We start from the raw sequence: 12,196 nt of genomic DNA, 5'->3' as shown, positions 1-12,196 counted from the left end.
CTTAGTGTCGAGTGAGCTTCTCTTTGTGTTTAATAACTTGACGATCTAGCTTGTCGATAAGGCCATCAATTGCGGCATACATATCTTGATGCTCTGTTGATGCAAATAGCTCGCCGCCGTTTACGTGTAATGTTGCTTCTGCTTTTTGTACTAGCTTCTCGACATCAAGGATCACATGCACGTTATTGATATGATCAAAGTGCCTTTCTAGCTTCGCAAACTTGTTGGTGACATAGTCTCTTAATGAGTCAGTAATTTCTACATGGCGACCAGTTAGATTTAGTTGCATAAGCATTTTTCCTTCTTGGTTTTTACGTCTTATATCAAGCTTTTACGCTGATTTGACGGTGGAATGGCTAGGGATTCACGATATTTTGCAATCGTACGTCTCGCTACCTTAATTCCTTGCTCAGCTAAGATATCTGCAATTTTGCTGTCACTCAATGGTTTCGCGGTATTTTCTGCAGCTATCAGCTTTTTGATAAGTGCTCTAATTGCTGTAGAAGAGCACTCACCTCCATTTTCTGTACTTACATGGCTAGAGAAGAAGTACTTCAGCTCAAATATTCCCCGAGGTGTATGCATGTATTTTTGTGTTGTCACACGGGAAATTGTGGACTCATGCATCTCAACCATTTCAGCAACATCATTTAGCACCATAGGGCGCATTGCTTCGGGGCCATGTTCAAAGAATGCCTGTTGTTGTTGCACAATGCAATTGGTAACTTTTAATAAAGTATCATTTCGGCTTTCTAAGCTTTTAATAAACCACTTCGCTTCTTGTAAATGTGAGCGAATAAACTGACTATCTGTACTGGATTTCGCTGTTCTAGACATCGCAGCATAATGGTCGTTTACTTTTATTTTAGGCATAGCATCAGGATTTAGCTCTACGACCCAACGACCTTTTACTTTTTTCACCGATACGTCAGGGATCACATATTCAGGCTCTTCATGAATAATGCTTGCCGCTGGTTTTGGGTTAAGACTATGAATTAACGTCATGACCTCTTTGAGATCGGCTTCTTTAAGGCGTGTTTTCTTAGTCAAAGTTCGATAGTCACGGCTGGCAAGCAAGTCGATATGCTCTGTCAGGATCATTTTCGTTTCGGCAATCCATGGCGTATCTGGGGCGAATTGATTTAGCTGAATACACAAGCATTCTTGTAAACTACGCGCTGCGATACCGACAGGATCGAAAAGCTGAATACGTTTGAGCACGGCTTCGACTTCATCCAGCTCAATAGGCTCTTCGCTACTCTCATCATTAATGCTTTCTAAAATGTCTTCGCAAGACAGTGTTAAAATGCCTGACAGGTCGACCGCTTCAATAATCGCAATCGCAATCGCTCTATCTGTTGGACTAAATGGTGTCAGCTCAAGTTGCCACATGAGATAGTCGTGGAGAGATTCAGAGGTTTCCCCTTGATAAACATTATCGTCATCGGGAAGTGGGCCTGAGCTTGCAGCGGGCGCTGCACTCATATACTCGTCCCAAGTGACATCCATGGCGAGGTCATCGCTCACCGTGTCTTTGCTCATGGCTGTATCTGAGTCTATCTCATAGTCACTAACCTGCACTTCATCGCTTGAATCTTGATTGTCGTCAGCACTGCTCTTTTCTTGACTGTGTTGGTCAGTGTTTTCGCCGTCAGTATTATCACCTTCTTCCACTTCCAACAATGGATTGCTGTCTAATGCTTCTTGTATTTCTTGTTGCAGATCCAATGTACTAAGCTGCAGCAAGCGAATGGCTTGTTGCAGTTGTGGAGTCATTGTAAGTTGCTGCCCCATGCGCAGCTGTAATGATTGCCTCATGTATCTCTAACAATCCTTTTTAACAGTTATTAATACTACGTCTTAACTATAGCTTGAATTGTTCGCCTAGGTAGACATCTCTTACGGTTTGATCTGCCAAAACATGTTCTGGCGTGCCTGCAGCGATTAACTCACCATGTGAAACGATGTAGGCTTTTTCACATACGTCCAGTGTTTCTCTAACGTTATGATCGGTGATTAGCACACCGATACCGCGGTTTTTTAGGTGCTCTATGATTGTCTTTATATCTAACACCGAAATAGGATCAACACCAGCAAAAGGTTCATCTAACAGGATAAACTTAGGGTTAGCGGCTAAAGCGCGAGCAATTTCTACGCGTCTTCTTTCGCCTCCCGACAATGCCATGCCCTGTGAGTCGCGAATGTGTTGGATATTAAACTCATCCAGTAACTCGTTTAGTTCAGCTTCTCTTTCAACTTTAGATAAGTCTTTTCGAGTTTCTAAAATCGCCATCAAATTTTGATAGACCGTGAGTTTTCTAAAGATCGAAGACTCTTGCGGTAGATAACCAATACCAAGTCGCGCGCGGCTGTGCATTGGTAGCAAAGTGATATCTTCGTCATCAATCTGAATAAAACCTTTGTCGCTTGGTACTAACCCTACAATCATATAAAAGGTCGTGGTTTTACCTGCGCCATTCGGGCCCAATAAGCCTACAATGCTGCCAGCTTGAACACTTAAGCCAACATTTTTGACGACCTGGCGGCCTTTATAACTCTTTGCTAGACCAGTTGCTTTGAGCTCGCTCATTAATTGTTACCTTCTTCCTGCGCTTTTTTATCTTTTGCGTCTTTTTTGTCATCAACAGGAACAAGGATGGTTCTTACACGGGAATCTTCTTGGTCTGAGCGCTCAGCACTGATCAGTTGCTTTTCAATGTCATAGGTGATGACCTGAGCATTGATTTTTTGCCCAGTTTGATTGATTTCCGCATCGCCAGAAATGACTAAGGTGCCTTTCGCAACGTCGTAGCGAATTTCGTTTGCTTTGGCTTCTAGCAAATTACCATCAGGTTGACGTTCGCTGAAAATAGCTGGGCTGCCAGTTGCAACAAGCAGTTGCTTGTTAGTACCAAGCTCCGCGCGGCGATGGACTTCTAGGCGATCGGCATTTATTTTTCTGTTGCCATGAATAATAACAACATTCTGTTCAAAAATACCGATGTTGCTTTGCAGTTGAGCTTGCTGACGGCCAGCATCAATAATGACTTCATTTTGTTCTGCAGCAATTACTAGAGTAGAACTTGCAAGCAAGCCGATGAAAACTAGTTTGTTAATGATTTTACTGGTCATAATAAATTGTCTTTGTGTGGTTGATGAGTTCGATCACTTGCTTTTGTAGATCCGCATGCAGTCCTTTACCCGTGATCCTAAGACTAGGACCCGTGATAACGACAGGGTGTTCCGACTTCATCAATTTTTGCTTAATTTCAACTCTTACATTATCGGCATTGATATCGGTGATCATGGCGTTAGGCGTTAAATTCTTTGCCAGCACATTGCCCTCTAATATCAAGGTATTATTTTCGTATAGTGTTGCTTCTAATGCACTTATTTGCCAATTTTGCTCACCGTTATATAAGGTGAAAATGGGCTTTTCAAAGTGACTAAAGCCAAGATCTTGATACAACTCCATCTTATCAGCAGTTACCTGATAGTTTAATAAGCCATTTTCACTATAGGTCGTTTGCTGAAGTGTGGTTGCAACATAATCGGGCTTAGCTAACGGTTCATCTTCTTTTGCTGAGTCCACCTCTGATGGATTAAACATGGGCGACCACATCCATACCATTATTGAAGCGAAAACAATGAGTAAGATGACACGCAATACGGTCATGTACTTGATCCTTTGGAAGTCAATAAGTGATTTTGGCTGAGCATTAGAAGATCAGTCAGTTCTCTCACAGCACCAAAACCACCAGGCATCAAAGTGGTGTAGTGGGCGATACGTTTGACAAGAGGATGTGCATCATTGACGGCAACGGCAAAACCGACCTGTTCCATTACGGGTAGGTCTGGACCATCATCACCAATATATGCAATTTCGTCATCACTAAGGTTGAGCTTAGTCTTCAATTCATCATATGCCACTAACTTGTTTTCTTGGCCTTGGTAAATATAAGTTACATTTAAACTAGTCATGCGTTGCTGAACTATTTGTGAATGTCTACCTGTGATAACGGCGACTTCGATACCACTATCAATCAAGGCTTTAATACCAAACCCGTCTTTGGTATTAAATGCTTTCAGTTCTTCACCATTGTTACCAAGGTATATACGTCCATCTGAGAATACGCCATCAATATCGCAAATCAATAATTTGATTTGTTTTGCTTTTTCCCAAGCTTCAGTTGAAATCGTCTGATATAAATCTTCAAATTGCATTACAGCACCCCCGCTCTAAGTAAATCTTGCGTATTCAAGGCGCCAACCGGTATGTTGTTTTTGTTTACCACAATCAAGCCATTAATTCGTTTGGTTTCCATGATATTGAGTACCTCTGCTGCGAGCATATCGGCGCGTGCCGTCGTACTTTTAGCCGTCATAACTTGCGTGATTGGGGTGGTGTGAATATCGATCTTTTGTTCGATAATACGGCGCAAGTCGCCATCGGTAAAAATACCTTGCAATTGCGAGCTTTCATCTACGATTGCCGTCATACCTAAACTTTTAGCTGACATTTCAAATAAAGCTTCTTTAACTGTGCAATGACTTTTAACCATAGGGATTGCATCCCCTTGATGCATGACATCAGCAACGGTTAGTAGTAGACGTCTTCCTAAACTACCACCTGGATGGGAAAGTGCAAAATCATCAGCCGTAAAGCCTCTGGCTTCAAGTAGCGCAACCGCGAGTGCATCGCCCATCACTAGCGTAGCTGTGGTGCTCGCCGTGGGTGCAAGTCCTAATGGGCAGGCTTCTTTTGATACCTTAACACAAAGGTGAACCGTCGCATTACGAGCCATTGTAGAGCTCGGGTTGCCTGTCATAGAAATAACGGGGGCCCCTAAGCGCTTTATCACAGGCAGGATTGAGATCACCTCTTGGGTTTCCCCTGAGTTGGAGATCATCAAAACCACATCATCTTTGGTGATCATACCCAAGTCGCCGTGACTTGCTTCTCCTGGATGAACAAAAAATGCAGGGCTGCCAGTACTTGCGAGTGTCGCTGCGATTTTGTTTCCGATGTGGCCGGACTTACCCATGCCAATCACGATGATACGACCTTGGCAGCCAAACATAATTTCACAGGCTTTTACAAATTGTTGATCAACAAACTGTTGCACTTCTTCTATTGCTGCAAGTTCAGTAGCAAAAACTTGACTTGCAGAATCAATAAATGGGTTCGTTGTCACAAGGCTTCCTTAAATGATGTAGTAAATATAACCGACGAAGCTTGCGACAAGTATGCCACCTTCCAAGCGGTTGATGCGGCGCTGACCTGTTAGGCTGAGGCTCATTAGGATAAGCAGCAGTGTCGCGCCAAGCATAATAAAGATATCACGTGACGCAATATTGGCGTCGAGGACAGATGGGTTAATAATCCCAGCAATCGATAGCACTGCCAATATATTAAAGATATTCGAGCCAATAATATTGCCAAGCGCTAGATCGTCTTCTTTTTTAAGTACGCCAGCAACACATGCCGCAAGCTCGGGTAAACTAGTACCAACGGCGATAATGGTTAATCCTATTAGCAGGTCACTCATGCCAAAATATTTGGCGATGTCAACCGCGGCGCCAACGAGATAGTCCGCGCTAATAGGCAGTAAAATCATACCCACGATTAACCAGAAAACGGCTTTTTGAGTTGGAATATTATTTGGCACTTCTTCACAGGCTTCACTGACAAATGGGTCATCATTATCTCCACCACCACGCTTGGTGATAATGATAAGTGCAAGAAGAAAAGCGGCGAAACCGACTAATAACAAAACACCTTCTACGAAACTAAAGTGGTTATCACTAACGATATACCAAGCTGCCAATGAAACGATGACTAACAGCGGCATTTCGCGGCGCAAAATACCAGAGCCAACGGAGAGTGGCCTTAATAACGCGGTGAGACCCAAAACGAGTAAGATATTGGCGATGTTAGAACCTATGGCATTGCCCACGGCGGTGTCTGTTTTATCTGCAAGAGCGGCTTGCGCAGCAACCATCATTTCTGGTGCTGAAGAACCCATGGCCACGATAGTTAAACCAACAATTAATGTTGGCACACCAAAGTTTCGTGCAAGAGCGGCCGCACCAAAAACAAAGCGGTCAGCACTCCAAACCAGTGCAATAAAGCCAAGAATGAGAATAACAAACGATAAAACCATGAACCTCTAGCCAATAGGATTAAAATTTCGATAGATACTACCAAAAGCGCTCTGGAAAGTATAAGCAAACCGTTACATTTCACTACTTACAAAATTTTACCAAAACGATTTTCCATCTTGTTTGAAAAAAAAGTATCATACTTGGATGAATATAGTCTGGATCTGGAGAGCGACTTGTCGCAGTCAATTGTAGAAATCAAGGATGTAACCTTCTCTCGGGGTGAAAGGATCATCTACAAAAACATGAGCTTTTCCGTACCAAAGGGCAAAATTACCGCAATAATGGGACCGAGTGGCATTGGTAAAACTACCATGTTGCGATTAATCGGTGGTCAGCTTAAGCCTGATAGCGGTGATATTCTTTTTGCTGGAAACAGTATTCCTAACATGTCACGAGCAGCTTTGTATCAAGCTCGAACGCGGATGAGTATGTTATTTCAAAGCGGCGCTTTGTTTACCGATATGAGCGTGTTCGACAATGTGGCTTTTCCTCTACGCGAGCATACCGAATTATCTGAAGAATTAATCCGTTTAGTGGTGCTGATGAAGCTTCAAGCGGTTGGTCTTCGTGGTGCAAAAGATTTAATGCCGGCAGAGCTTTCTGGTGGTATGGCAAGACGCGCGGCTTTAGCACGTTCTATTGCACTTGATCCTGAATTAATTATGTACGATGAGCCGTTTGCAGGTCAGGACCCGATCTCCATGGGCGTTCTAGTTCGGCTGATTAAGTCCCTTAATGAAGTATTGGGGTTATCGTCACTGATAGTCACTCATGATGTTACGGAAGTGCTGAGTATTGCCGACCACGTCGTTATTATTGCAGAGCAAGGTGTGATTGGTACAGGAACCCCTGAGCAGATGCTTGAACACGAATCGCCATTAGTACAGCAGTTCTTACAGGGCCTTGCGGATGGACCTGTGCCATTCCACTTTAAAGCGCCTGATTATCAGCAAGCGCTGTTGCAAGGAGAGTGAGTATGGTCGACTTTTTACAAAAACTAGGCCACAAAACCCTCAGCCGTTTTGCTGCACTTGGCCGTGCCACAACAATGCTTTTTGGGGCGCTATGTAGCTTACCCAATTTCCGAAAAGGCACGCCGCTGTTGATAAAGCAACTTTACATGGTTGGTCATCAATCATTGTTGATTATCATGGTGTCTGGTTTATTTATCGGCATGGTATTGGCATTACAAGGCTATACCGTGTTAGTTGGGTATGGCGCTGAAGATAGCCTTGGACCTTTGGTTGCTTTGAGTTTACTCAGGGAGTTGGGCCCCGTGGTGACTGCACTCTTATTTGCAGGGCGTGCAGGCAGTGCGTTAACTGCAGAAATCGGTTTGATGAAGGCTACGGAGCAATTATCTAGTTTAGAAATGATGGCGATAGACCCGCTTAAGCGCGTGGTTGCCCCTCGTTTTTGGGCCGGTTTTATTAGTATGCCGTTACTCGCATTGATATTCTCTGCGATCGCTATTTTAGGCGCACACTTGGTGGGTGTTGATTGGTTAGGCGTAGATTCAGGTAGCTTCTGGTCAATTATGCAATCGCAAGTGTCGTTTCAACAAGACATCTTAAATGGTCTTATTAAGAGTTTCGTATTTGCACTATTAGTAACTTGGATCGCGCTATACAAAGGCTATGACTGTATTCCTACTTCTGAAGGGATAAGTAAAGCGACGACAGAGACGGTAGTACATTCTTCACTGGCTGTACTTGGCTTTGACTTTGTATTAACAGCGGTTATGTTCTCAAGTTAAAAGGTTTTAAAAATGAATACACGGAAAATAGAAATTTTAGTTGGGTTGTTCGTGGCATTGGGCATTGCTGCATTTGTTATGTTGGCGCTAAAGGTAGCTAATTCAGGCTTAAGCGGCAATGGTGAAACTTATACTTTGCATGCTAAGTTCGAAAATATAGGTTCGTTGAAAACCCGCGCTCCAATTAAGGTGGGTGGGGTTGTGATTGGTCGTGTTGATGGAATTCACATCCATCCACAAGAGTTCGTGCCAGTAGTTTCAATGAGTTTAGATAAAAACTACGAGTGTCAGTTTTCCGATACGTCGTCGGTTTCGATTTTGACTTCGGGCATTTTGGGTGAGCAGTATTTAGGTATTTCTCCGGTTATTGCTGCTGAATCTGCGAAGCAAAAATGTCTTGGTCAGGAGGTAACGAGTGAAGATAGCGTTGATCTTGAGTCTCTTTTTGGTGTGGAAACAAAAGCGCTAAAAGACGGTGACATGATCACAGATACAAAATCGGCACTGGTATTAGAAGAGCTAATTGGTCAGTTCCTATTTAATCAAGGGAGCGAGTAAATATGTTAAAAAACATCTATGCGAAATGTCTGACTTTGTTTGTAGCATTGATGGCTACCGCATTGGTTCAGGCGAAAGAAGTAGACTCAAGCGATCCTTATAAAATGGTGGAGCAAGTTGCGGCGCAAACTTTTCAGCGTGTTACGAAAGAGCAAAACATCATTGAAAAAGACAAAGAACACTTACGCGTTATCGTAGAAGAAGAGCTCTTGCCTTACATTGATTACAAATATGCTGCGTATCGTGTATTAGGTTCTTATATTCAAAAGGTTCGCAACATTGAAAGTAAAGAGGAGAAAGCTGCTGCTGTCGAGCATATTAGAGAATTTATTGAGGTATTCAAAAATTACTTGGTAGCGACTTATGCTGGTGTATTTACTCAATATAAAGACCAAAAGGTAGAGTTTGGTGAGCATCGCCCATTTGAGAATGAAGCTGTGGTGGTTGTTAAGACCAAAATTGTAGAGCCAGGTAAGCCTGATATCAAAATCGATTTTAAAGTTAGACGCGGACAAGACGGTGACTGGCGTGCTTTTGACATGATGGCGGAAGGCATTAGTTTACTTGATGCCAAACAATCGGAGCTACATGGTATTTTACGACAGCAGGGTATTGAACATGTGATCCAACTGTTAGATAAGAAGAGCAAGCTTCCGGTGCAATTTAGAGGGGATGATGGTGACGCCTAATATTTCATTCACCGAAAGTAAAGGTGAAATCGTGTTAACTGGTGAACTTACGAGAGCGAGTTTACCAAGCGCACTGAAACAGTCGACCATCGTTCAAGTGTTGAAAAATGCACAATCAACCGTCTATTTTAACCTTTCTGAGGTGACAAGGGTTGACACCGCGGGCTTAGCTTGGTTAATTCACTCTTTAGGTCAATTGAAACAGCGCGACATTCGTCTCGAGCTGAAAAATACGCCTGAGCAACTGCAAAATTTAATGGAGTTGGGACAGGTGACAACCCTATTTGAGTGAGTCTAATGGAAACAAATCAAGTCGAAACTTTATTGAGAGATGCACTATCGCTTGACGAGATCATCGTTAAAGCTAATGGTAGTCACTACGAAGTCATTGCTGTTGGAACGTGTTTTGACGGATTAAGAAGGCTGAAAAGAGAACAGCTGATCTACGGCCCACTGATGGATACTATTAAAGACGGCACTATGCATGCTGTTAGTATTCGTGCATTCACACCTGATGAATGGCAAAAAGAGCGCAAATTTATTCTTCCACAATAACGGAGTGCCGCAATGGATCAGTTTGTTATCCAAGGTGGCACCACTTTAGCCGGTGAAGTCACTATTTCAGGGGCTAAAAACGCAGCCCTACCTATTTTATTCGCCGCTCTGCTTGGCGATGGTAAAAGCCGTTTTTCTAATGTACCGCACTTACGCGATATAGGTACCACAGAAGCCTTATTAAAAACACTGGGCGCTGAAGTTGAGTGGGACGGCGATATCTTAGAAATCAACGGAGCAACGGTAAATAGCGTGCTTGCACCTTATGAACTCGTTAAGCAAATGCGTGCGTCGGTACTGGCGTTAGGCCCATTAGTTGCCAGATTTGGTCAGGCGCAAGTTTCCCTACCGGGAGGGTGTGCTATTGGTGCTCGTCCAGTCGATCTGCATATTTCAGGCCTTGAGAAAATGGGCGCTAAGATCAAAGTTGAGAATGGTTATATCCATGCGGTAACCGAAGGTCGTCTTCGGGGAGCCGAGATCTTTATGGAAACCGTCAGCGTTGGTGCTACTGAAAACTTATTGATGGCTGCAACCCTCGCCGATGGTAAAACTGTGATAGATAATGCTGCGCGAGAGCCAGAGATTATTAACTTAGCTGAATGCTTAGTTGCCATGGGTGCCAAGATCAATGGTGCAGGCTCTAGCCGAATTGAGATAGAAGGCGTTGAGCGTCTTAATGGTTGTGAGCATAAAATCCTTCCTGATCGCATCGAAACAGGGACCTTTTTGGTTGCTGCGGCAATGGCAAAAGGCGAAGTACTATGTAAAAACACGGATTATCATAGTCTTGAACCTGTGCTTGAAAAGCTACGTGCCGCCAATGCTATTGTTGAGGTAAGTGAAGACAGTATTTATGTGGATATGCGTCAACGCGCTTTGAAAGCCGTTAATATTAAAACCATGCCACATCCTGGCTTTCCAACAGACATGCAAGCTCAGTTTACTGCATTAAATGTGGTGGCTGAAGGTAGCGCGACAATCACAGAAACTATCTTTGAAAACCGCTTTATGCATGTGCCAGAGTTACAGCGTATGGGCGCGAATATTCGTTTAGAAGGCAACACTGCAATCTGTGGTGAGACAGAGTCGTTATCTGGTGCACAGGTAATGGCAACCGATTTACGCGCTTCAGCGAGTCTTATCCTAACGGGTATTGTTGCAACAGGCGAAACCATCGTAGATCGCATCTATCATGTTGATAGGGGCTATCAGAAGATAGAAGATAAGCTAAGCCGTTTAGGTGCAAATATAAAACGCCGTAAAACCTGAGCATAATTAAGCAAATTGGTAAAAAACGAAAAGCGTCTTCCGGGACGCTTTTTGCTTAACCTTTTTGTCCTAATATAGTCCAGTTTCGAGTTCTGCGACTTCCACCGTAATGGTGAGGCGCTGACCACCTCTGAGTACTTCAAACTCGAGTTTAGTACCAGGCGCAGTATTGCCTATCGTCTTCAATGTCTTTTGCGGATTAGTCACAGGCTCTCCACCTACTTTAACCACAATATCATGCTCTTTCATACCAGCTTGCCATGCGGGACCTAGGGGGTCTAATTCACTCACAGCAAGGCCGACAATAGGTGTGTAAAGATCCGTTACGCTTTTACCTGTATTATCAACTGGCGTGCCTCTAAAGCCGAGATAGCCTCGGATCACTCTACCATCCATAATGAGTTTATGCATGACGTCCAGTGCAAGATCATAAGGGATAGCAAACGAGATACCTTGGATATCAATGTTCAAGCGCGTGCGAAATTGTGCAGAGGTAATGCCAACTAGCGCGCCATTAGAATTGACAACGGCACCACCTGAGTTACCAACATTAATCGCGGCATCCATTTGCAGCAAATTATTGAACTGACTTTCAGTGAGAGTCTGTTTGCCCGTTGCACTGATAATACCTTGGGTAATGGTTTGTCCAATGTTCAATGGGTTACCAATTGCGAGCACTATATCTCCAACTCGTGGTGAGTAGTCGTGATCGATAGGAATGACAGGCAAATTCTCAGCTGGAATTTTTAATAAAGCTAAGTCCGTAATCGTGTCAAAGCCTATCAGTTGCGTATCACTATACTGGCGGCCATCAGGAAGAAGCACAATGATTTGGTCGGCATTGTTCACCACATGATAGTTTGTCAGTATGTAGCCATCTCGGCTCATAATAACACCAGAGCCAAGTTCTCTAACCGTGCTTTGGCGCTGATATCTTGGCTGATTGCTAAAGCCCTCGGAAAAAATCGTCACGACCGCTGGAGCCGTTTTTTCTACAGCATCAGCAAAACTCATATGATGGGCCTGAATATGTGGGGCCTCAAGTTTTGGCAAGTTATCCCTCAGCTCAGGATTAAACCAAATGATGATAAAAGCGATCCCAAGTCCGGCAAGCAGCGGTGGAAAAATGAATTTAATTAATTTGAACACAAGAGCTTATATTTATCGTTATCTAATACTGCTAATAATGACACAAAAAAAA

Annotated in this window: 16 protein-coding genes; 7 read left to right on the top strand and 9 right to left on the bottom strand. The window is 43.4% G+C overall.

What is annotated here, in order from left to right; translation table 11 throughout:
* Position 1: 1 nt before the first annotated feature.
* The 8 genes from hpf to NH462_RS08550 are packed head-to-tail and all read right to left on the bottom strand — an operon-like array spanning position 2 to position 6,164.
* Positions 2 to 289, bottom strand: coding sequence for a ribosome hibernation promoting factor (gene hpf / locus NH462_RS08585; protein WP_010376661.1), 288 nt, complete (start codon positions 287 to 289; stop codon positions 2 to 4).
* A gap of 29 nt (positions 290 to 318) precedes the next feature.
* Complete coding sequence (locus tag NH462_RS08580; protein WP_253105401.1) at positions 319 to 1,818, bottom strand: RNA polymerase factor sigma-54; 1,500 nt, start codon at positions 1,816 to 1,818, stop codon at positions 319 to 321.
* Between the two features lie 46 nt (positions 1,819 to 1,864).
* Positions 1,865 to 2,590, bottom strand: a complete 726-nt coding sequence (gene lptB / locus NH462_RS08575; protein ID WP_010376664.1) for an LPS export ABC transporter ATP-binding protein — start codon at positions 2,588 to 2,590, stop codon at positions 1,865 to 1,867.
* Complete coding sequence (gene lptA / locus NH462_RS08570) at positions 2,590 to 3,132, bottom strand: lipopolysaccharide transport periplasmic protein LptA (protein WP_010376665.1); 543 nt, start codon at positions 3,130 to 3,132, stop codon at positions 2,590 to 2,592. Before lptA ends, lptB begins: the two co-directional genes overlap by 1 nt.
* Positions 3,122 to 3,676 (bottom strand): LPS export ABC transporter periplasmic protein LptC, encoded by a 555-nt coding sequence (gene lptC, locus NH462_RS08565; protein WP_253105399.1) that lies wholly within the window; start codon positions 3,674 to 3,676, stop codon positions 3,122 to 3,124. Before lptC ends, lptA begins: the two co-directional genes overlap by 11 nt.
* Entirely contained in the window at positions 3,673 to 4,224 is a 552-nt protein-coding gene (gene kdsC, locus NH462_RS08560; RefSeq protein WP_010376667.1) for a 3-deoxy-manno-octulosonate-8-phosphatase KdsC, read from the bottom strand. Before kdsC ends, lptC begins: the two co-directional genes overlap by 4 nt.
* Positions 4,224 to 5,195, bottom strand: a complete 972-nt coding sequence (locus NH462_RS08555; RefSeq protein ID WP_366033554.1) for a KpsF/GutQ family sugar-phosphate isomerase — start codon at positions 5,193 to 5,195, stop codon at positions 4,224 to 4,226. Before NH462_RS08555 ends, kdsC begins: the two co-directional genes overlap by 1 nt.
* A gap of 9 nt (positions 5,196 to 5,204) precedes the next feature.
* Positions 5,205 to 6,164, bottom strand: a complete 960-nt coding sequence (locus NH462_RS08550; RefSeq protein WP_010376669.1) for a calcium/sodium antiporter — start codon at positions 6,162 to 6,164, stop codon at positions 5,205 to 5,207.
* A gap of 174 nt (positions 6,165 to 6,338) precedes the next feature.
* Between NH462_RS08550 and NH462_RS08545 the strand changes: the two genes are divergently transcribed.
* The 7 genes from NH462_RS08545 to murA are packed head-to-tail and all read left to right on the top strand — an operon-like array spanning position 6,339 to position 10,995.
* On the top strand, positions 6,339 to 7,139 hold the full coding sequence (locus NH462_RS08545) for an ATP-binding cassette domain-containing protein (protein ID WP_010376674.1): 801 nt from the start codon (positions 6,339 to 6,341) through the stop codon (positions 7,137 to 7,139).
* 2 nt (positions 7,140 to 7,141) lie between these two features.
* Positions 7,142 to 7,921, top strand: a complete 780-nt coding sequence (gene mlaE / locus NH462_RS08540) for a lipid asymmetry maintenance ABC transporter permease subunit MlaE (RefSeq protein ID WP_010376675.1) — start codon at positions 7,142 to 7,144, stop codon at positions 7,919 to 7,921.
* 12 nt (positions 7,922 to 7,933) lie between these two features.
* Positions 7,934 to 8,479, top strand: coding sequence for an outer membrane lipid asymmetry maintenance protein MlaD (gene mlaD, locus NH462_RS08535; protein WP_010376676.1), 546 nt, complete (start codon positions 7,934 to 7,936; stop codon positions 8,477 to 8,479).
* Between the two features lie 2 nt (positions 8,480 to 8,481).
* Positions 8,482 to 9,168, top strand: coding sequence for an ABC transporter substrate-binding protein (locus tag NH462_RS08530; protein ID WP_010376677.1), 687 nt, complete (start codon positions 8,482 to 8,484; stop codon positions 9,166 to 9,168).
* Positions 9,155 to 9,460, top strand: a complete 306-nt coding sequence (locus NH462_RS08525; protein ID WP_010376680.1) for an STAS domain-containing protein — start codon at positions 9,155 to 9,157, stop codon at positions 9,458 to 9,460. Before NH462_RS08530 ends, NH462_RS08525 begins: the two co-directional genes overlap by 14 nt.
* Positions 9,461 to 9,465: 5 nt before the next feature.
* Positions 9,466 to 9,723, top strand: coding sequence for a BolA family protein (locus NH462_RS08520; RefSeq protein WP_010376682.1), 258 nt, complete (start codon positions 9,466 to 9,468; stop codon positions 9,721 to 9,723).
* Positions 9,724 to 9,735: 12 nt separating this feature from the next.
* Entirely contained in the window at positions 9,736 to 10,995 is a 1,260-nt protein-coding gene (gene murA, locus NH462_RS08515; protein WP_010376684.1) for a UDP-N-acetylglucosamine 1-carboxyvinyltransferase, read from the top strand.
* A gap of 69 nt (positions 10,996 to 11,064) precedes the next feature.
* Here the strand turns inward: murA and NH462_RS08510 are convergent, their stop codons facing one another.
* On the bottom strand, positions 11,065 to 12,144 hold the full coding sequence (locus NH462_RS08510; protein ID WP_017219047.1) for a trypsin-like peptidase domain-containing protein: 1,080 nt from the start codon (positions 12,142 to 12,144) through the stop codon (positions 11,065 to 11,067).
* Positions 12,145 to 12,196 lie beyond the last annotated feature (52 nt).

The sequence above is a fragment of the Pseudoalteromonas sp. OANN1 genome (assembly GCF_024124685.1).
Classification (GTDB): domain Bacteria; phylum Pseudomonadota; class Gammaproteobacteria; order Enterobacterales; family Alteromonadaceae; genus Pseudoalteromonas; species Pseudoalteromonas piscicida.
This window is presented reverse-complemented; position numbering and strand designations above follow the sequence as displayed.

What these genes read in the sequence shown, in the direction of transcription:
- lptB (WP_010376664.1), bottom strand. Translation starts at nt 2,590, where the DNA reads ATGAGCGAGCTCAAAGCAACTGGTCTAGCAAAGAGTTATAAAGGCCGC.
- lptA (WP_010376665.1), bottom strand. Translation starts at nt 3,132, where the DNA reads ATGACCAGTAAAATCATTAACAAACTAGTTTTCATCGGCTTGCTTGCA.
- NH462_RS08550 (WP_010376669.1), bottom strand. Translation starts at nt 6,164, where the DNA reads ATGGTTTTATCGTTTGTTATTCTCATTCTTGGCTTTATTGCACTGGTT.
- mlaD (WP_010376676.1), top strand. Translation starts at nt 7,934, where the DNA reads ATGAATACACGGAAAATAGAAATTTTAGTTGGGTTGTTCGTGGCATTG.
- NH462_RS08520 (WP_010376682.1), top strand. Translation starts at nt 9,466, where the DNA reads ATGGAAACAAATCAAGTCGAAACTTTATTGAGAGATGCACTATCGCTT.
- lptC (WP_253105399.1), bottom strand. Translation starts at nt 3,676, where the DNA reads ATGACCGTATTGCGTGTCATCTTACTCATTGTTTTCGCTTCAATAATG.
- NH462_RS08525 (WP_010376680.1), top strand. Translation starts at nt 9,155, where the DNA reads ATGGTGACGCCTAATATTTCATTCACCGAAAGTAAAGGTGAAATCGTG.
- mlaE (WP_010376675.1), top strand. Translation starts at nt 7,142, where the DNA reads ATGGTCGACTTTTTACAAAAACTAGGCCACAAAACCCTCAGCCGTTTT.
- hpf (WP_010376661.1), bottom strand. Translation starts at nt 289, where the DNA reads ATGCAACTAAATCTAACTGGTCGCCATGTAGAAATTACTGACTCATTA.
- murA (WP_010376684.1), top strand. Translation starts at nt 9,736, where the DNA reads ATGGATCAGTTTGTTATCCAAGGTGGCACCACTTTAGCCGGTGAAGTC.
- NH462_RS08580 (WP_253105401.1), bottom strand. Translation starts at nt 1,818, where the DNA reads ATGAGGCAATCATTACAGCTGCGCATGGGGCAGCAACTTACAATGACT.
- NH462_RS08530 (WP_010376677.1), top strand. Translation starts at nt 8,482, where the DNA reads ATGTTAAAAAACATCTATGCGAAATGTCTGACTTTGTTTGTAGCATTG.
- kdsC (WP_010376667.1), bottom strand. Translation starts at nt 4,224, where the DNA reads ATGCAATTTGAAGATTTATATCAGACGATTTCAACTGAAGCTTGGGAA.